This is a genomic window from Halonotius pteroides (assembly GCF_003605635.1).
Lineage (GTDB): Archaea > Halobacteriota > Halobacteria > Halobacteriales > Haloferacaceae > Halonotius > Halonotius pteroides.
Genome location: NZ_QMDW01000034.1, coordinates 1 through 18,415 on the forward strand (window position 1 = coordinate 1; position 18,415 = coordinate 18,415).

Here is an 18,415-nt window from a genome sequence, read left to right on the forward strand (position 1 = left end):
GTGGTTCGCCGCCACCCATTCATAGGTTCATTCACCATGGCGAGTCACTCCCATGGCTCGTCGACACATTTCGACCGGGTAGCGGTAGCCCTCGCGATCGTGACTGGGTAGAACGAGTAGTATTGAACCCAAAAGCTGTCGCTGCCAGCCCATGCAGGCGGGCTAACCGCTAGGCTTAAGCGACTCTCGGAGAGATTACAGCACGCGCCAAGGTGGCAGAGTCCGGCCTAACGCAGCGGCCTGCAGAGCCGCCCATCGTCGGTTCAAATCCGACCCTTGGCTTCCTGCTGCGAACATACGTGAGCCGCGGAAGCCATACCGATTTGAACCCTGTGACGAGCAACGCGAAGTCACTCCGGTTCAAATCCGACCCTTGGCTTCGTTCGACTCTTTGCGGCCTGTTGTTGCTACTGCCGCCGTTAGCCGAAGACAGTAGTGTCACAACGCAGCCATCGCTGATTCACACCTACGACAACCAGCTGTCTCAACCTTTGGGCACCACAGTAAGACAACATCCCACCTCTGTCGTCTACACGTGCGCGTGATCCGGCGTCGTCGGTTCAGACTGCGTTCCCTATACGACATCGATGCACGCAACGTATTAACCACCGGTGACAGCCACCCGTATGGGCTCTCGTGAGACATGGGCAACGCGGCTTGGATTCATCCTTGCCGCGATCGGCAGCGCGGTGGGACTGGGCAATATCTGGCGGTTTCCGTTTATCACCGCCGAGTCGGGCGGGGCCGCATTCCTCGTTGTCTACCTTCTGCTCGTTGCGTTTATCGGGCTGCCAGTGATGCTCGTCGAGTTTGTTATCGGTCGTGAATCAAAACAAAATGTCGTCGACGCCTTCCCGGCGATCGGCTACGGCAACTGGAAGGCGATCGGGGTGATCGGGTCGATCACCGGATTCATCATCCTCTCGTACTATAGTGTCGTCGGCGGCTGGGTCATCCAGTATATCCTCGGAAGCATCACCGGCGCGTACACCGGTGGCGCGGAGGCCTACTTCGGACAGGTTTCAAGCGGGCTGAACACTGCCGGTTTTGATCTGCTGTTTATTCTGCTTGTCGCTGGTGTTGTCGGCTTCGGCGTTCGCGACGGGCTTGAGCGGGCCGCAAAGCTGCTGGTACCGAGTGTGGTTGGGCTCATGCTGTTTTTAGCGGTGTATGCCGCAACGCTTCCGGGTGCTGCCGAGGGGTATGCATACTATCTTTCGCCGAATCTTGCGACCTTGCGTAGCGACGCGCTTGCGATCCTGCCGGCTGCGGCCGGTCAGGCGTTTTTCACGCTCTCGACCGGGGTGGGTGTGATGATCACCTACGGTTCGTATCTCGATGAGGATCGAAGCCTGCTCCGTGATGGGTTCGTGATTATGCTGGCTGACACCTGTATCGCCGTTCTCGCTGGGCTGATCGTGTTCCCGGTGTTTTTCGCCCAAGGCATCGCTCCAGGGGACGGTGGGATCGGCGCGACGTTCGTCAGCTTGGCTGGCGCGTTCACAACGCTTCCCGGCGGTCGACTCGTCGGCACCGTCTTCTTTGTCATCCTCCTGTTGGCGGCCCTGACAAGCGCGTTCAGTATTCTTGAGGTGATCGTCTCGTTTATAATCGACACCACCGGAATTGCGCGCTCGACTGCAACCACCGGCTCGGTGGCTGGCATCTTTGTTGTCGGCCTCCCTACGGCGTTTGATCTCCAGTATCTCACCGTCTACGACGCCATTGCAAACAACGTGCTCCTGTTGCTTGGTGGATTACTGTTAGCACTCTTTGCCGGGTGGGTGTATGCCACCGACGCGGTCACAGAGTTCAGTAAGGGACTCACCGCCCCGCAGTTCGTTCCGAAGCTTTGGATCTGGGTGCTTCGGGTACCGGTTGTTGTGGTGCTCTCATACGTATTGTCTCAGAATATCGCCGACGTGATCCAGACGATCCAAACCAGTCTTCTCTGATCATCCCTGTTGGCTAACCCCTAACCGGCAACATGTGTGACCGATATGCAATTACCGCCGTAGCGCTGATACAGGGTATGGATATTCGGCAACTGCACCGCGATCTGATCGAGCTTCACGGGCGACCAAACAAGACATACAGCGAGGATGGTGTCCGGCAGCTACTCACGACGATCCTCTCTCAGAATGTTACCGACGTACAGACATCTCGCGCCTCCAAGGAACTGTTTGCGGCGTATCCCGACTATCGGGCGATGGAGACGGCTGACCACGACGAACTGGCCGAGGTGATCTCGGAGGTTGGGTTGATGAACCAGAAGGCGACGCGCATCCAGCGGTCGCTGGCGGCGATCCGGGAGGAAACCGGCGGCGAGTACACACTGGCGTTTCTCGACGCGATGGACACTGAGGCCGCCCAGACATGGCTCACCGATATCAAAGGCGTCGGCTCGAAGACCGCTAACGTGGTGTTGAACTTCCACTTTGAGAAGCCAACCTTCGCAGTTGATACCCACATCGAGCGATTGGCGACCCGGTTCGGTCTGATCGAGGAGTCGACGACGGCCGACCAAGCACACGAGGTACTGAATCAGCTGATTCCGGACGACATCAAATACAGCCTGCACGTGTTGTTGATCACGCACGGCAAGAACTACTGTTCGGCACAAAACCCTCGCTGCGATAATCCAGTCTGTGAGCGCTACTGTGAGTGTGCGTCTTGTTGAGCGTGGTGTCGGCCCCCACCTCGGTGTTTCCTGTCTTTCGCTTTGGGTTAGCTGTCGTCGAGATCTGGCAGTTCGATCTCGCCGGTGTTGTGGATACTGCCACCACGGGGCCCGTTTGCGCCCAACTGCTGTCGTGCCTGCAGCCCTGATTGGTAACACTCGATCACCGCTGTAGCGTGTCGCTCACACGCCAAGACCCCAACCGCGCCGGCTTCGACAAAGATGAGTGGCATGCCGCCGCCCTGTTCGTGATTGCGACAGGCCGGACACTGAATCCCGCCGGCCGGCAGGTGGCCTAGCAGCTCCGCGCTGTCCTCGGTTGTGAGCTCGCAGATCGCCCGAAACTCCTCAAGATGGGCATCACAGCCAACGACCGGCACGGTGAGTGTTTCCACAAGAAGAAACGAGATCGCCTGTCGCCCACCGGATTCTAAGGCCGCACGACAGTCTTGGCAGTCGGGCCTGTCGCCGCGTGATGGTGCCGTGTTTGGTTCCATCGGGTATCCGTCTAGTTGCCCGCCGGCAAGGTAAGTGGTCGGGTGGACACCGCACCCGAGCGAATAGCCTCGGGGTGGCCAGGCGTTTCAGCCCTGTTATCGAGACGTTCAAACTGCGTGTTGCTACTGAACCGACACGAGACTGGCCCGCTATCCTGGCAGGTACCGTTTTCCTCAGGTCTCAGCGCGGTCAGCGAGCTCTGAGAGGGTCGTGGCGGCGCGAAGATCGCCGATGGTGCAGTACCACGCACCCCGGACACCGTTCGTGTCGTTGGGGACGGGTTCAGCCAATGGTACCAGCGTATCGAGCTCCAAGACGACGACGCGGTCGGTGTCGGCGAAGGGGTCGATCAGCGCGGCCCAGTCGTCGGTGCTCATCGGGCCGGGGTTGCCGCGGGTCTGTGACACCCGGTCGGTGACACGCGCGTAGTGGGTAAGGCTTGAGACAGGGGCTGTACGGTAGAAGGCCATATACTCGAAATCCGCGTCAGTCCGTGGGTACGACGCCGGGGCGGGATAGAACCCTGCTCGGCACCGGTCGAAGGTGTCGGACTGCGCGGCAACGACACAGACCCGTGCGTCTGCCGGTGCGTCGTCCGGTGGCTGGGCGGTGGTGTAGCGGTCTAGATCCATATCGGATGGTGGCGTGTCTGGCCTAAATACCGATCACTACAAGCAGCCTACGTAGCCGATTTGTGACACGGTCTCGGCATAGGGATCGAGTACACCCACCAGCAGATCGTAGTCGGCGTGTTCATGTTGCGTGCTACCTGATATCACAGTCCGAAGCACATTCATCAATGCAGCCCCATTGTATCGTATGCGTTTATTCTGGCATCAGCGCGATCTCCGAACACGAGACAATCTTGGGCTTGCGGTCGCCGCACGGGATGACACGCTCCTTCCGGTTTACGTCTACGACACCGACGTTCTGGAACACGTTGGCCGTCGACAACGAGCGTTGATGATGCGTGGGGTTCGCAAGCTGAAAGCACGGTACCGAGAGTTGGGAAGCGATCTGATCGTCCGGGCTGGCGACTCGGCCGAGGTACTCGCCTCACTTTGTGACGAGCACGACGCCGAGTCGGTCTACTACAACGAACACTACCGGCCATCACGCCGACAAGCCCAACAGCGCGTCGACGACGAACTCACCGCCGCAGGGATCAGCACCGACCGCCGAACGGATCTCGTCTTGGTCGATCCGGGGCAACTTGATTCGTCGTATCCCAACCACAGCCAGTTCCACAACGATTGGGAGGCAGCACCGAAAGCGACGCCGTACGACGAGCCCGACGAGACGAACCTACTCGGTATACAGGATGGCAAAACCGTCCCAATTCCGGATGTCGATATCGAGCTGCCAGCCGCGGGCTACGAGGCTGCACGCGAACGGTTCGATGACTTTCTCGATACCGGGATTCTCAGCTACAACGACACCCGCGACGACCTGCCGAAGGTCGTTACCGAGCCAACCACGGCTGTCTCGCGGCTGTCGCCGTATTTGGCGTCCGGTATGATCGGGATCCGTGAGGTGTGGGCCGGCGCGTCGGACGTCTACAGTGCTGTCAGCGGGCAGGAGCGTCGCAACGTCGACAAATACCGGTATGAACTGTCGTGGCGCGAGCAGAACTACCACCTTCTGTACCACAACCCCAATCTGGGTCGAACAAACTACGTCGACTTCCCAAACGAGATCGCGTGGCGCAACGACGAGGCCGATCTCGACGCGTGGACGGCCGGCGAAACCGGCTACCCACTCGTCGACGCCGGGATGCGGCAACTCGACCGCGAGGGGTATATTCACAACCGCCCGCGACAGGTTGTCGCCTCATTTCTCACGAAACATCTGCTGATCGACTGGCGTGAGGGTGCCCGGCATTTCCGTCGACAGTTGATCGATCACGACTACGCCTCAAACAGCGGTGGCTGGCAGTGGACCGCCTCGACGGGCACGGATTCGGTCGACGTGCGCATCTTCGATCCGGTAAGTCAGGCCAGCAAGTACGACGATGGCGCGACGTACATCACGGAATACGTGCCCGAACTGCGGGATGTTCCCGCCGACAAGATCATCGACTGGCCGACGCTGTCGGCCGACGAACGCAACCGGCTGGCCCCCGAGTACGCCGACCCGATCGTCGATCGAAACCACGGCTACGAACGAGCACAGGAAACCTTCGAGACGGCGTTGGGCAAGCGATAGGCGACCGGTGTCGCCAGCGGTGATTTGACACCGTCCAGCGACCGCCGCAGGTTCAAGCCATTGGGGGTGCAACCACAGCCATGCAGTTGGTACCAGATCTTGACGGTCGAACAGCACTCGTGACAGGGAGCGCACAGCGTGTTGGCCGCGAGCTGTTGTTGACGCTGGCTGCCGCTGGCGCAGACGTTGCCGTCCACTACAACACGAGCGTCGACGCGGCCGAGACAACGGCAGCCAACGCCCGTGAGTACGGCGTCGATGCCACGACCGTCAGTGGGGATATCACCGACCCACAGGCGGTCGACGAGCTGTTCGACACCGTTGAGGCCGACCTCGGAAGCGTCGATATCCTCGTCAACAATGTCGGTAACTTCGACGCCCGCCACTGGGAGGACATCGAGTGGGATACGTGGCGTGATACCGTCGAGAGCACCTTCTATGGAACCGTGTTGTGTTCCCGTCGGGCACTCGACGGGATGCGTGAATCGGGGTGGGGCCGGATCGTCAACATCGGGTTTGCCGACTGTGATCGACGCCACGCCCACCCGGTGAACTTCCCGTATTTCGTCGGCAAAACTGGGGTGCTCATGTTTACACGGATGCTGGCTAATGATACGCAGGATGACGGCGTGACCGTCAACGCGATCTCACCGTTCGCCGTCGAAAACACCGTGTCGGATGTATCATCGTATCCGCAGGGCCGGCCGGCCTCGTTCGATGATCTGGCCGCGCCGCTGCTGTTTTTCCTCGGCGATGGCAGCGGCTACATCAGCGGCCAGAATATCGCGGTCGACGGCGGGCGGCTCCCAGAGGTCTAAGAGACCACAGGGCGCATCGCTGGTGGCGACTGACCAGCGATCGTAGCGGTCGTCGTCGACGAGACGGTATCCGTCACAAGCCAGGACAACAACCGCTATGCGTTCGATACGGTCACCGACGACGAGCAGCGGGCCTCTAAGATCGGCGCGACGCTCGTTGGGCCGCTGACAGTCGCCGATGCCAGCGTCTACGTCGGCACAGCCGACAACGTGCTTGCTGCGCTGCGCGAAGCGTAACCGGGAAATCGGTGAGAAAACGGATACCACCAGCATACCACGGCGAGCGAAGCGAGCCGTGGTTTCGCCGGCCGCGACCGCAGGGAGCGGCTGGCAGTTTTAGTCCAGGTTTTACGAGGAGTGGTTTCCGCAGCGAGCCATCGGCTCGCGAGGGAACCCGACGAAGTAAAACGTGGGATGCCGCCTCCCCGATTTGAACGGGGGACAGCTCGATCTTCAGTCGAGTGCTCTCCCAGTCTGAGCTAAGGCGGCGCGCACTCCAAGCGATGGGGATTGCAGTAAAAAGAATTTCGAAAGACAGCACCCGGTTGTGTCGCAACTGTGTTGACCTGCCGTCGCGTGCGAGCGCGCATGCGCGCGAATCCCTCAAGTAGCTACAGCACTTAGACACATTGTGAGCCAGTCTTCCACAGCAACGACCGATGCTGCACCAGCCTACACCGAGGTTGATGTCTCGGTACTCGTCATCGGCGCGGGCGCGGCCGGCGCGCGGGCGGCCATCGAGTTGGCCGAACAGGGCATCGACGACACCCTTGTCCTTGGCAAGCGCGGCCACGGCGATGCCCACACCACGTGGGCCCGCGGCGGAATCAACGGTGCCCTCGGGACGCTTGACCCCGAGGACTCATGGGCGATCCATGCCGCCGACACCCTCGATGAGGGCCACTTCCTCAACGATCCCGACAAGGTCGAGACGGTCGCCGAGCAGATGCCCGACCGGCTTCGAGAGCTCGACGACTGGGGGATGGATTTCTCCCGCACCGACGACGGCGAGATCAACCAGCGATACTTCGGCGCGCAGTCGTTCCGCCGGACGGCTTTCGCCGGCGATCACACCGGTGAGTCACTCCTGAACACGTTAGTCGACCGCGCCCAAGAGCTTGAGATCCCCTACCGCGAGAACGTCATGATCACCAAGCTCGTCAGCGACGGCGACGAGATCTACGGCGCAGTCGGCTTCGATATGGATTCCGGCGAGTTCGTCATGTTCAACGCCGGCAGCGTCGTGCTGGCCGCCGGTGGCTACGCGGCGATCTACAACCGTCACACCTCCCGGGACGACGAGAACAACGGCGACGGCCCGGCGCTGGCCTACGACGCCGGCGCCGAGCTGATGGACATGGAGTTCGTCCAGTTCCACCCGACCGGGATGGCCGTCGACGAGTCCGACCCCGAGTGGGAGCCCTGGAGCGGCCGGCTTGTCACCGAGGCGGTTCGCGGCGAGGGCGGGCGGCTGTTCAACAGCGAGGGCGAGCGGTTCATGGAACGCTACTCGCCGGATCAGATGGAACTCGACGCCCGCGATGTCGTCGCCCGTGCTATCGCCGAGGAGGTCGCCGAGGGCCGCGGCACCGACAACGGCGGTGTCTATCTCGATATCTCCCACCGCGAGGCCGACTTCATTCAGGATCGACTCCCGCGGATGTACGAGCGGTTCCAAGAGCTCGGCGTCGATATGGCCGAGGAAGCGGTCGAAGTCGCGCCAACCTCCCACTACGGAATGGGTGGCGTCGCCGTCGACGCCCACGGCGAAACCGATGTTGACGGTCTGTTCGCCATCGGCGAGACGATGGCCGGCGTCCACGGGGCCAACCGCCTCGGTGGGAACTCGCTGGCCGAAACTGTCGCCTACGGCGTCGTCGCCGGCGACCGCATCGCCGACCGGGTCGACGGCCCGGGAACCGTCCCCGATGATCTCCGCGAAACAGTCGTTGAGCCGCAGTTCACCGACCTTGCTGCGACGGCGAACAGCGACGGCGAGTACGCGGTCACAACCGTTTTCGAAGCACTCCAGGAACTCATGTGGGAGCATGCCGGGCTCCTCCGCGAGGAGTCGCAGTTGGACGCCGGCCTTGACAAACTTGACACGGTGCGACAGCAGGCAAGCGACATGGACACCGGCTCGCTGACCAGCGAATCCTTCGAGTTCGCTGTCGACGTTGGGTTCATGCTGACCGCTGCTGAGGCCGTCCTCCGCGGCGCGAAACAACGGGCTGAGTCACGTGGGGCCCACTACCGGACGGATCACCCGGAGGTCGACGAGACATGGCAGCACAACATCTACTACGAGCAGGCCGATGTCGGCGGGATGACGACGCACACTGAGCCGGTCGGAACGCCGAGTGAGGCCGTCCAAGCAGCCCTCGACGAGGGGCACGAACTCGACTACCATCAACTGGAGTAACTGCCGACCGTCTTGGTCGGCCACGCGGTGTGTAACACAGATCGCGTCTTCGTGTTACCGTCCACAGCCGAAACGAATAGAATAGGGTCGATGTTATCCGGCTATCCGTCGGCCAGTTTCGTTACGCTGATCGATTCTCGAGTGCCGAATCGAGCAGTAGCCGCTGCTCCCGGCGTTTCACCTCGTGTTGGGTGTCCCGAACCGCATCGATATTCACGCTGAGAGAGGTGACACCCGACTCGATCAGCTGTCGGATCATCGTCGGCTTGGATGCCGCCTCACCACAGATGCTCGTATCGACATTCTTGGCGCGACAGACCTCGATAACATCCGTGATCAGCGTCAGCACCGCGTCGTGGGTTTCGTCAAACCGGTCGGAGACCCGCTCGTTGTTCCGGTCGACAGCGAGGGTATACTGCGTCAGATCGTTGGTGCCAAAGGAGACAAAATCGACCGGGCGATCGGTGATCGACTCCACCTGCAGCGCGGCTGCCGGGGTCTCGATCATCACGCCCCACCGTGTTTTGTCCGTGTCGATGCCCACATCCGCCATGATCTCCATGATCGTATCGACATCGTCGGCATCGTTAACCAGCGGAAACATGATCTCGACGTTGTCATACCCGACCTCCCGCAGCCGCTGGAACGCTTCGAGCTGATATCTGAAGACGGTCTCTGTCGCCAGCGACCGCCTGATCCCGCGGTGGCCGAGCATTGGGTTGTCCTCGATTGGCTCCGACTCCCCGCCTTTGAGCTTGCGGAACTCGTCGGTCGGGGCGTCCAGCGTCCGGATCCGGACAGGCCTGGCGTAAAACTCGTCGGCAACCGTCTGAATCCCCTCGACGAGCTCGTTGACAAACGCGTTTTCGCCGTGCTCTTCGATATAGTGTGTTGGGGTCTGTTCGAGCCCCAAGATCAGGTGTTCAAGCCGGAGCAGCCCGACCCCATCAGCACCCGTTGCAGCCCCTCGCTCGGCGGCCTGCGGGAGCGAGACGTTGACCTTGATATCCGTCGCGGTCATCGGTGTGACCGGGGTTTTTGGCCGCAACTCCTCCAGATCATCCGCCGGCTCTGGGGCGGTCTCATCGTCTACGCCCGCTGTGACAACGCCTTTGTCGCCGTCGACGGTCACCTCCTGTCCATCACTCAGTATCTCAGTCGCGTCAGTTGCGCCGACGACTGACGGCACACCGAGTTCCCGTGAGACGATCGCCGCGTGACTCGTCATCCCGCCCTCGTCGGTCACAACCGCAGCCGCCCGCTGCATGGCCGGCACCATATCCGGGGTCGTGACGCCCGTCACGAGGATGTCACCGCCGGTGATCCGGTCTGTCTCGTCGATCTGATCGATGCGCCGCACCGTGCCGGCGGCGGTTCCTGGGCTTGCGCCGAGCCCTTCAACGATGACACCGGTGTCGGTGTCAGCTGTCGCGCTGCTGGTGATCGACGTGATCGGCCGTGACTGGAGGATATAGAGCTTGCCGTTGTCGATCGCCCACTCGATGTCCTGTGGCTCCCCAAAGTAGCCGGTGATCTCCTGGGCTGTCGTCCAGAGGGTCTGTATCTGCTCGTCGGTCAGCGTTCTGGACTCCTGTTTTTCCTCCGGAACCCCGATCAGCTCCGTGTCGTCACCGCTCCAGGTGTACTGCTGCCGCTTTGTCGACAGATCCGTTGTCAACACTTCGCCTGTCTCGCCGTCAACAACGAACCGATCCGGCGTGACCTCACCGGCGACGACCCCTTCACCAAGCCCCCAGGCGGACTCGATGGTCATCTCATCGTCGCCGCTGACGGGATCGCTCGTAAACAGCACGCCACTGACCGTCGCATCGACCATCTGTTGGACAACAACAGCCATCTCAGCGTCCGCATGGGAGATATCGTTCCGTTCCCTGTAGACGCACGCTCGCTTAGTGAACAGCGATGCCCAACACTCCTTGACCCGTTCGATCAGCTCCTCACGCCGGACGTTCAGATAGGTGTCCTGTTGGCCCGCAAACGACGCCTCTTCCATATCCTCTGCTGTGGCCGACGAGCGGACGGCAACCCGGTCGCCGTCGGCAAACTCATGGTCGTAGATCTGGAGGATCTGCTCGGAAACCGCCGCCGGGACAGCCGTCTCTAAGATCTCTTCTCGGAGCTCGGCCGCTTTCGCGCCGAGATCACCGGTCGAGAGATACGTATCAACGTCACCCAGCGCGATCTTTTCTAAGTGATCTCGGTATGACTGTGTTGTCACCGTAAACCCGTTTGGCACGTCGGCACCGGTCTGGTGAAGTTCATGCAGCGACATCGCTTTGCCGCCCGCGATTGAACGATCAGTTTTCTGATTCGTCAGCCGCAGAACGTGCGACATACTATATTTGTCGTAGACCCTATAGTTAAAACTGGCGTAACCCCGGCTATCACGACCTGAAACGCACGTGTATAACGTAGCTGCTAATATTGAAGATCAATATATTTTATCTTGAATATTCATATTTCATATCTTTAGCCGAAAAACGGCGAAAAGTTAACTTGGATTCGAGTCAGCGCAGGGTTTTATTCTCGACCTGAGTAGCTGCAGTTGATGCCCACTATCGAGGCGTCACAACAGCAGGATCGACAGCGTCAGCCATCCGACGCAACACGCAACCAAACCGACAGGAAACAACGGTTGCAGCCGGCTTCAACACGGGGTTACACCGCATGTCGATGATCCACGTTGGCATCAACGGCTATGGAACAATCGGCAAACGGGTTGCGGCCGCCGTCGACGCACAGCCTGATATGACTGTCGTCGGTGTGAGCAAACGCTCACTGGATCACGAGGCGGCGGCGGCAGTTGACCGCGGCTTCGACCTCTATGTCCCTGACACCGCGGCCGACGACTCAGGCGGTAGCTGTGATATCTCGCTTACGGGCAGCACAACGGCGCTGATCGCTGAGAGCGACATCATCGTTGATGCGACACCCGCCGGCGTCGGCGCGGACAACGCCGAACAATACGCCCAGACCGACACGGCGGTTGTGTTTCAGGGCGGTGAGGCGTCGACTGTGGCACCCACAAGCTTCTGTGCCCGAGCCAACTACGCGGAGACGGTCGGGCAGGCGGCAACCCGAGTTGTCTCCTGTAACACGACGGGGCTTGCCCGCCTCATCTCACCGCTCGACGAGCAGTTCGGGGTCGCGTCGGTCGACTGCACGTTGATCCGCCGTGGCGGTGATCCAACCCAGTCGAACCGTGGGCCGATCAACGACATTGTTCCCGATCCGGTGACGGTTCCTTCCCACCACGCGGCTGATCTTCAAACTGTACTCCCATCTATCGATGTGATGACCAAGGGGGTGACCGTGCCGGCGACGCTGATGCACGTCCACAGCCTGACAGTGTGTCTGGCGTCTGCGCCGAGTGTCGACGCCGTTCATGACTGTCTGCGCGAGGAGCGCCGGATCGAGCTCGTCATGAGTGCCTACGGACAGGACACCTGTGCGGATCTCCGGGAATCGGCCTACGACCAGGATCGACACCGCGGTGATGTGTGGGAAAACTGCGTCTGGTCGGAATCGATCGCTGTCGATGGTCGATCCCTCTCGCTGCTACAGGCCATCCACCAGCAGGCCGATGTGATCCCGGAAAATATCGATGCGATCCGCGCACTCGCCGCGGCCGATGACGCTGAGACAAGCCGACAGATAACCAACGATGCCCTCGGCGTCGGCCTCACCGGGTCGCTGGCATAACCCGCCGGCGGTCGCCGGGGTTAGGGTGCGAGATTCCGAAGCGGTTCGTCCGTCTCCAGTCGATCGAGATTCTCGGCGATAATGTCCGTCATCCGCTCCCAGTAGCGTGGGGTGTGGCCGGCGTTGTGTGGCGTGATCAGACAGTTGTCGTGGCTCCACAGCGGGTGGCCGTCCGGCAGCGGCTCCGGATCGGTCACATCGAGGGCCGCCCCGCGCAGTTCGTTGGTCTGGAGTGCGGTACACAGCGCGTCGGTATCGACGACCTTCCCCCGTGCGATGTTGACAACGACGCTACCCGGCGGCAGCCGTTCAAGCGCCGTCTCGTCGACCAGCTGTGCGGTCTGCTCAGTCAAGGGACACGCAAGCACCAGGTAATCCGTGCGGGGGAGCACCTCGGGAACCTGTTCGATCCCGACGACCTCATCGGCAGCACCACCCTTCGACGGTGAGTTGCGAACCCCGATGAGTTCGACGCCAAACGGCCCGAACCGGTCGATGATCGCCCCGCCGATCGACCCCATCCCGACGACGGTGACCGTCGATTCGTATAGCTCATCGGCCTGGTAGTGGCTCCATGTGCCCGCCTGAGATTGCGCCCAGCCGTGATCGAGCCCGCGCGCAAACGACAGCACGTAGGCAAGCACCTGTTCGGCGGCGTTCGGCCCGTGGACACCGGAGGCGTTTGTCACCTGCACGTCGTTGGCGGCGAATGCATCGAGCGGCAGGTGGTCTGTCCCGGCAAAGGTACACGCAAACAGCTCAAGATTCGACGCCTGATCCACCGTCTCGGCGTCGATCTCAAAGCCTGTGATGATCCGAGCTTCAGGGAGCCGCTCCGCATACTCACTCGGTGTGGCGACCAGCTTGACCGTCTGTGACGGGACTCGCTCAGCAAGTGTGTCACGATACTCCCGTGCCGACATCCCGTGAATCGTCTGATCCAAAACAGCGATATCTATCGATGGCACACCCGGCTTTTATCTGCCTCTCGCATAAAAATCCCTGAGCAATAATAAAAAACTATTACACAGGTGTGTACTAGCATCGTATATGGGAAAACCACCAGATAGCTCAGGGGGACAACCAGCCACCACCCAGCAGACGCAGTTCACTCTGGCGGATATCCTTGCTGTGTTTGACCAACGGTCGGATCAAGCCAAGCCGTTGACCGCGAGCGACGTGATGGACGCTGTCGGCTGTTCCCGTCGCACCGCACACAACAAGCTCGGTGAGCTGGTTGAGACGGGGGCACTCGAAACCCGGAAGGTCGGCGCTCGGAGCCGCGTCTGGTGGATTCCGATGCCCCACTCCACGGATCACACGGCATCGGAGATAGCCCCACAACGGGATCCGGCGGTCGAGACACAGATCGCCGCTGCCGAGCTCCCCGGTTCGGGAACGGTTCTTCGGGAGCGTCGGGCGGCGCTCCGAGCGGCCTACGACTATGTCAAAGCCAACCCCGAAGCAACGAAAACGGACGTTCTGACGGACGTGTTCCCCGAGAACCCCGTCGGCTGTGAAACGGCTGACAACTGGTGGGCGATGATCGAACCCGAACTGGCCGATCTTCCTAACATCGATGTCGAGTTGCACCGAGACCGCATCTGGCACTTTGGGAAAGGATAGCTCCGACGAGCATGCGCGTTCACATACGTGGCCAGCCTGTTCGGATCGACCTCCCCGCTGCCCGCAGCGTGACGCCGCCGCTGACGTCTAAACGGAGGCCCCTCGCAGATGGATAGGACATAGCCGGAGTCACCGGACGACGAGGCGTCGGTAACGGACAGCGATATCTACGCTGACCAGACCAACGCAACCTACCCCACATCGACATACACACCGGTCGCCTACGACAACTTAGCGACAGCTCCACAGACCGATGACCAGCCTGAAACGGGCGATGATGGCCGATTGAAGCGATCTGATCTTCCGAAGGTGCCTAAGCTCAAATACATCGTCGGCCCGAGTGCGATCATGCTCGGGGCCTCGCTGGGCAGCGGGGAGACGCTGTTTTGGCCGACACTGGTAGCCCGTTTTGGCTGGGTGCTGTTTGCCCTGTTTTTGCTAGCAGCGTTTGTCCACTTCGTTGTCAACACCGAGATCCAGCGGTGGACGCTGGCGACGGGCGAAAGCATCTTTCGGGCGATGGAGCGGCTCCATCCAGCGGTGCCGCTGGCGCTGCTGCTCGGTGGGTTTGTCTCACTCGGATGGCCGGGGTGGGCGGCCAGTGCCGCCAAGATCGGTGCTGCGGGGCTCTCGCTTGGCACCTATGACCTCCTCGGCACCGAAATCGTTGGCTGGCGGCTGCTCGGGATCGTGCTCATGGTGCTCATCTGGCTCAGCTATCAGCTGGCCCCGCTGATGTACAACATCGTCGAGAAGCTTCAACTCCTGCTTGTGACGGGTTCAATCGCCTTTGCGATCCTGCTGTTTGCCCTTGTCGGCTCGGTTGAGACGATCCTGTCGGTGCCGTCGAATCTGACGCTGTCCGGTGAGCAGCTCCGCATCGAGACCGTGGCTATTCTGCTCGGCGCGCTGGCCTACGCCGGTGCCGGTGGCTATCTCAACCTCTCACAGAGCCTGTGGATCCGCGAAAAAGGGTACGGCATGGGCCGCTATCAGGGCCGGATCAAAAACCCATTTGCGGGTGATGACCCCGAGACGGTACACCGAAACGGGATCTCATTTCCGCCGAATCGAATCAATCTCGACCGCTGGCGGGGTTGGTGGCGGGTCACACAGCTGGAACACCTGCTGACGTTCTTCCTTGGGCTTGTCGTCGTGACGGCAATTCTTACGCTGGTTGTGTTCACGTATGCGGCCGGATCGACCGGCACAGCCGTCGATATCTGGCTGGCCGAAGTCGTGCCCGTGGTCGGGCCACTCACCAGTGTCGTGATCTACGCGCTGCTGTTTTTAGCCCTCTTTACGACCGAGTACGCCATCGTCGAATCGTTCGTTCGGAACAGCTCCGATATCATCTACGACCTATACGGCCGGGACGCGGGCTGGAGCCTCTCGCAGGTGTTTTGGACGCTGTTGACCATCTTCTGTGCGTGGGGGATCGTCATTCTCTTTGTGCCGCTGTCGGTCGACAACCCGTTTGGACTGTTGGTGGTCGGGGCGTCGATGTCGGGGCTGATGATGTGGCCTTACATCCTTGTGGTTCAGTGGATCAACACGGTTCGACTGCCGGAACATACGATGCCGGGATGGGGTCGCATCGTTTCGATGTGGTTTGCCGCCGGCTTCTTCGGCTATTTCAGCGTGCTGCTGACAGGGATCTATCTATCAACCCGGCTCGGGTGGCAGCTCTTTGAGACACAGGCAACTGTCGTCGGGAGCAATGTCGGCGGCGGGCTCCTGTGGCTCGGCTACGGCGTCATCCAGCTTGCGGTTATGTACCGTGTGGCTCAGGCGAAGCTGGCAGCGGCTGGCACCGTCGACGACGCCGACCGGGCCCGGGGGTGGTTCTCATGAGCGACACGGATCACACCGCCGCAGCATCGGAAGCTGTCCACGTCCATCTCAATTTCACGATGCGAGGCACCGTTCCGTTGCGGTTGGTCGATCTGTTGTTCCGGTCGACACACCTGCTGGTCGTGGAGTACGGCCATCTGACGCCGCTGGATCTCACGGCCGGCTCGCCATCGCGCCGGGCGGCCGCTTTTGCCGACCAGATCACCAGCGAGGGGCTGACAGCCGCACTTGAAACCGCAGAAACCGTCACCAAGCTAGCCTACGACTCGCTCGACGCCGTACGGGTGTACGACGGCGGTTGGATCGGCCGTGTGGCGGTGGCGATCGAGCCATCGACCGGTGCCACGACGGTCGTCCGCGTCCACGCCCCGGTCGATATCGACCAGTTTGTCGCTGCCGTGCGGTCGGTGCTGTCGTCTTATCCCGTTGCCGTCAAGCGCCGCGATGGGTTGGCCCTGGCGTTTAACCGACTGTTGGGTCGGCTCAGCCGGGATTAACCTGTCCGGTCGTCACTCCCGGCGAGCAGTTCGATCGGGTGTTTTGGGGGCTGTTGCAGTAGATCATCACGCTGATCGAGACAGGAGGTGCCGCTGGCGACGACGGTTCGATCGTCGGCTCGCTGGGGGTGACGGCACCGTCTGTGGCCTGTCGGCCATCCGTCGAAGGTGGCCGGGATCGGTTAGAACCCGGCCGGCACCACGACGTAGGCCAGAATCATCGTCAGAACACCCGTAACGACGCCGTAGTACAGTACCGGGATCAGCTCCAGCCGGATGACCCGCCCTTCCTCGCCGATAAGCCCGACGACAGTGAGGGCAGCTACCACATTGTGAATCGAAATGAGGTTGCCGATCGCTCCCCCAACCGCCTGTGCGGCGACGACGATCTGGGTCGGCGCGCCGATCTGTTGGGCCGCCTGAAACTGGAACAGCCCAAACAGGATATCGCTGACCGTGTTCGAGCCGGCGATGAACGCGCCAAAGGCACCGATAAAGCCCGAGAAAAACGGGAACAGCGTCCCTGTCGTACTCGCTGTCGCCTCCGACAGCAAGCCGAGCATCCCGGCGTCGGTCGGAGCACTCTCTAAGACGACCGTGCTGCCCGTCCGTTGCATGATCATAACGGTCGCAACCGCAAACCACAGCGCGATAACGGCCGGTGCGATATTCCGGAGTGCTTCGCTCCAGGAGGTCTTGATCTCCTCGGTGTTCATCCCGTGGAGTGCGTACGTGATCACCGCAACGAGGACAAAGAGACTCCCGGGCAGATAGAGGAGTTCGATGCCCTCCGAAAACGGCGTCCCAAGGATGTTGTTCCACATCAGCACACCGTTTGTCGAGAGGAAGCTTTGGATCGGCCCGACAACACGGGTCACGACGAGCAGGAGCGCGACAAGGAGGTACGGCATCCAAGCCGTCGCAAGGGACATGTCCTGCGAATGGGACTGCTCAAACGTCGCTGTCCCGCCGTCGGTTGCGACCGCTTCATCCTGTGGCTCACTCGTTGTGCCGACGCCTTTGCCGGGATCAATGCTGCCGATCCAGTGGTCTGGCCACTGACTTTGCGGCCCGAAATCCCATTGATCGTCGGGAATGAAGTAGCCAGCCCGCAGTGTCGTTGTCACCACGAGCAGCCCGACCATCGCCCCCAGCAGCGCCGGGAACGTCGGGCCAAGGAAGTACGCCGTTGCGACGTAGGGGATCGCAAATGAGGCCCACGCAAACAGGGTCAGCGGCAACACCTCAACTGCCGGCTGGATCGACCGCTCTTCGCCGAAAAAGCGGGTCATCATCGCAACGCCGATAAACGGGATGGCGATCCCGGCGATGGCGTGGATGACCGCCGCCCACACTCCGAGCTGGGCAACATACGCGCCGACGCTCTCGAAGCCGCCCTGTTGTACCACCTGCTGTGCCGCGCTTGTTCCCTCAGCAAACACCACGTCACGAAGGCCGATGATCAGCGGTGTTCCGACCGCGCCAAAGGTGATCGCGAGAATGTTGCCCGTCAGCGCGACAACGACCGCCGCCAAGGGTGGGAACCCCAACCCGACCAACAGCGGACCGACGATCGCCGCGGGCGTCCCGAAGCCGGCCGCACCCTCGATGAACGATCCCATGAGAAAGACGAGCAGGATAACCTGCACGCGTCGGTCGTCGCTGATCGAGGCAAAGCCAGCGTTGATGACCTCGAAGGCACCGGACTGTCTCAGCGTGTACAACAGGAGGATCGCGCCAAACACGATCACCAGAATCCTGGTTGCTGTCAGCGCGCCTCGTATCGACGCGGCGGCGATCAGCCGCGGTGACATCTGCCAGCCAATAAAGGCCGCGGCAGCCGCCACCCCCCACGCCAGCGGCATTGTTCGTGTTGCAGGCTGGTAGAGCCCAACCATCAACACCGCAATCATTGCCAGCGGGAGGAGTGCCAGCAGTGCCAGCGTCAGCTCAGCCATCACCACTCACCCCAGAATATACGCCGGGTGCCCGCATCGACGCTTCCGTCTGCCATGTGAGCGTCAACTGCTTTCATGCTCAGTCGATCACATCGGGTTAGTTTGAGTGTCTGCTTGGAGAAGATATGCACTCG

At 61.2% G+C, this 18,415-nt stretch carries 14 protein-coding genes and 2 tRNA genes; 10 read left to right on the forward strand and 6 right to left on the reverse strand.

Features of this window, described 5'->3' with window-relative positions; translation table 11 throughout:
• Positions 1-206: 206 nt before the first annotated feature.
• The 3 genes from DP106_RS14135 (at position 207) to DP106_RS14145 (ending at position 2,680) form a co-directional block, all read left to right on the forward strand.
• A tRNA-Cys gene (locus DP106_RS14135) sits at positions 207-282 on the forward strand.
• A 344-nt stretch (positions 283-626) separates the two neighbouring features.
• Positions 627-1,955, forward strand: a complete 1,329-nt coding sequence (locus DP106_RS14140; protein WP_120086352.1) for a sodium-dependent transporter — start codon at positions 627-629, stop codon at positions 1,953-1,955.
• A gap of 77 nt (positions 1,956-2,032) precedes the next feature.
• The gene (locus tag DP106_RS14145) at positions 2,033-2,680 is read left to right on the forward strand and encodes an endonuclease III domain-containing protein (protein WP_240625447.1); all 648 of its coding nucleotides are present in this window, start codon (positions 2,033-2,035) and stop codon (positions 2,678-2,680) included.
• A gap of 47 nt (positions 2,681-2,727) precedes the next feature.
• Here DP106_RS14145 and DP106_RS14150 read toward each other — a convergent pair whose 3' ends face one another.
• Together DP106_RS14150 and DP106_RS14155 are read right to left on the reverse strand one after the other, a co-directional pair.
• Complete coding sequence (locus DP106_RS14150) at positions 2,728-3,177, reverse strand: hypothetical protein (RefSeq protein WP_120086356.1); 450 nt, start codon at positions 3,175-3,177, stop codon at positions 2,728-2,730.
• A gap of 174 nt (positions 3,178-3,351) precedes the next feature.
• Positions 3,352-3,810, reverse strand: a complete 459-nt coding sequence (locus DP106_RS14155; RefSeq protein ID WP_120086358.1) for a hypothetical protein — start codon at positions 3,808-3,810, stop codon at positions 3,352-3,354.
• A 187-nt stretch (positions 3,811-3,997) separates the two neighbouring features.
• On the opposite strand from DP106_RS14155, the gene DP106_RS14160 reads away from it, so the two are divergent.
• On the forward strand, positions 3,998-5,383 hold the full coding sequence (locus tag DP106_RS14160; protein WP_120086360.1) for a cryptochrome/photolyase family protein: 1,386 nt from the start codon (positions 3,998-4,000) through the stop codon (positions 5,381-5,383).
• An 80-nt stretch (positions 5,384-5,463) separates the two neighbouring features.
• The gene (locus DP106_RS14165) at positions 5,464-6,201 is read left to right on the forward strand and encodes an SDR family NAD(P)-dependent oxidoreductase (protein WP_120086362.1); all 738 of its coding nucleotides are present in this window, start codon (positions 5,464-5,466) and stop codon (positions 6,199-6,201) included.
• Positions 6,202-6,616: 415 nt separating this feature from the next.
• Here the strand turns inward: DP106_RS14165 and DP106_RS14170 are convergent.
• A tRNA-Phe gene (locus tag DP106_RS14170) sits at positions 6,617-6,690 on the reverse strand.
• Positions 6,691-6,832: 142 nt separating this feature from the next.
• On the opposite strand from DP106_RS14170, the gene DP106_RS14175 reads away from it, so the two are divergent.
• Positions 6,833-8,623: an L-aspartate oxidase gene (locus tag DP106_RS14175; protein WP_120086364.1), complete on the forward strand. Its 1,791-nt coding sequence runs from the start codon at positions 6,833-6,835 to the stop codon at positions 8,621-8,623.
• Between the two features lie 121 nt (positions 8,624-8,744).
• Here the strand turns inward: DP106_RS14175 and ppsA are convergent, their stop codons facing one another.
• A complete protein-coding gene (gene ppsA / locus DP106_RS14180; RefSeq protein WP_120086366.1) occupies positions 8,745-10,979 on the reverse strand; it encodes a phosphoenolpyruvate synthase in 2,235 nt (744 codons plus the stop codon).
• A gap of 338 nt (positions 10,980-11,317) precedes the next feature.
• Here ppsA and DP106_RS14185 point away from each other — a divergent pair, with 338 nt between their 5' ends.
• Positions 11,318-12,346 (forward strand): type II glyceraldehyde-3-phosphate dehydrogenase, encoded by a 1,029-nt coding sequence (locus tag DP106_RS14185; protein WP_120086378.1) that lies wholly within the window; start codon positions 11,318-11,320, stop codon positions 12,344-12,346.
• Between the two features lie 20 nt (positions 12,347-12,366).
• On the opposite strand, the gene DP106_RS14190 is transcribed toward DP106_RS14185, so the two are convergent.
• The gene (locus DP106_RS14190) at positions 12,367-13,314 is read right to left on the reverse strand and encodes a D-2-hydroxyacid dehydrogenase (RefSeq protein WP_120086368.1); all 948 of its coding nucleotides are present in this window, start codon (positions 13,312-13,314) and stop codon (positions 12,367-12,369) included.
• 82 nt (positions 13,315-13,396) lie between these two features.
• On the opposite strand from DP106_RS14190, the gene DP106_RS14195 reads away from it, so the two are divergent.
• From DP106_RS14195 to DP106_RS14205, 3 genes are all read left to right on the forward strand, one after another.
• Complete coding sequence (locus DP106_RS14195; RefSeq protein WP_120086370.1) at positions 13,397-13,972, forward strand: helix-turn-helix domain-containing protein; 576 nt, start codon at positions 13,397-13,399, stop codon at positions 13,970-13,972.
• 165 nt (positions 13,973-14,137) lie between these two features.
• Positions 14,138-15,826, forward strand: a complete 1,689-nt coding sequence (locus tag DP106_RS14200) for an Nramp family divalent metal transporter (RefSeq protein ID WP_120086372.1) — start codon at positions 14,138-14,140, stop codon at positions 15,824-15,826.
• Complete coding sequence (locus DP106_RS14205) at positions 15,823-16,323, forward strand: hypothetical protein (RefSeq protein WP_120086374.1); 501 nt, start codon at positions 15,823-15,825, stop codon at positions 16,321-16,323. The genes DP106_RS14200 and DP106_RS14205 overlap by 4 nt, the downstream gene beginning before the upstream one ends.
• A 182-nt stretch (positions 16,324-16,505) precedes the next feature.
• Here DP106_RS14205 and DP106_RS14215 read toward each other — a convergent pair whose 3' ends face one another.
• Entirely contained in the window at positions 16,506-18,281 is a 1,776-nt protein-coding gene (locus DP106_RS14215) for an L-lactate permease (RefSeq protein WP_120086376.1), read from the reverse strand.
• Between the last annotated feature and the right edge of the window lie 134 nt (positions 18,282-18,415).

Bases quoted from the DNA above. Each gene is read 5' to 3' on its own strand.
- DP106_RS14140 (WP_120086352.1), top strand. From the start codon at position 627: ATGGGCTCTCGTGAGACATGGGCAACGCGGCTTGGATTCATCCTTGCC.
- DP106_RS14145 (WP_240625447.1), top strand. From the start codon at position 2,033: ATGGATATTCGGCAACTGCACCGCGATCTGATCGAGCTTCACGGGCGA.
- DP106_RS14150 (WP_120086356.1), bottom strand. From the start codon at position 3,177: ATGGAACCAAACACGGCACCATCACGCGGCGACAGGCCCGACTGCCAA.
- DP106_RS14155 (WP_120086358.1), bottom strand. From the start codon at position 3,810: ATGGATCTAGACCGCTACACCACCGCCCAGCCACCGGACGACGCACCG.
- DP106_RS14160 (WP_120086360.1), top strand. From the start codon at position 3,998: ATGCGTTTATTCTGGCATCAGCGCGATCTCCGAACACGAGACAATCTT.
- DP106_RS14165 (WP_120086362.1), top strand. From the start codon at position 5,464: ATGCAGTTGGTACCAGATCTTGACGGTCGAACAGCACTCGTGACAGGG.
- ppsA (WP_120086366.1), bottom strand. From the start codon at position 10,979: ATGTCGCACGTTCTGCGGCTGACGAATCAGAAAACTGATCGTTCAATC.
- DP106_RS14185 (WP_120086378.1), top strand. From the start codon at position 11,318: ATGATCCACGTTGGCATCAACGGCTATGGAACAATCGGCAAACGGGTT.
- DP106_RS14195 (WP_120086370.1), top strand. From the start codon at position 13,397: ATGGGAAAACCACCAGATAGCTCAGGGGGACAACCAGCCACCACCCAG.
- DP106_RS14205 (WP_120086374.1), top strand. From the start codon at position 15,823: ATGAGCGACACGGATCACACCGCCGCAGCATCGGAAGCTGTCCACGTC.
- DP106_RS14215 (WP_120086376.1), bottom strand. From the start codon at position 18,281: ATGGCTGAGCTGACGCTGGCACTGCTGGCACTCCTCCCGCTGGCAATG.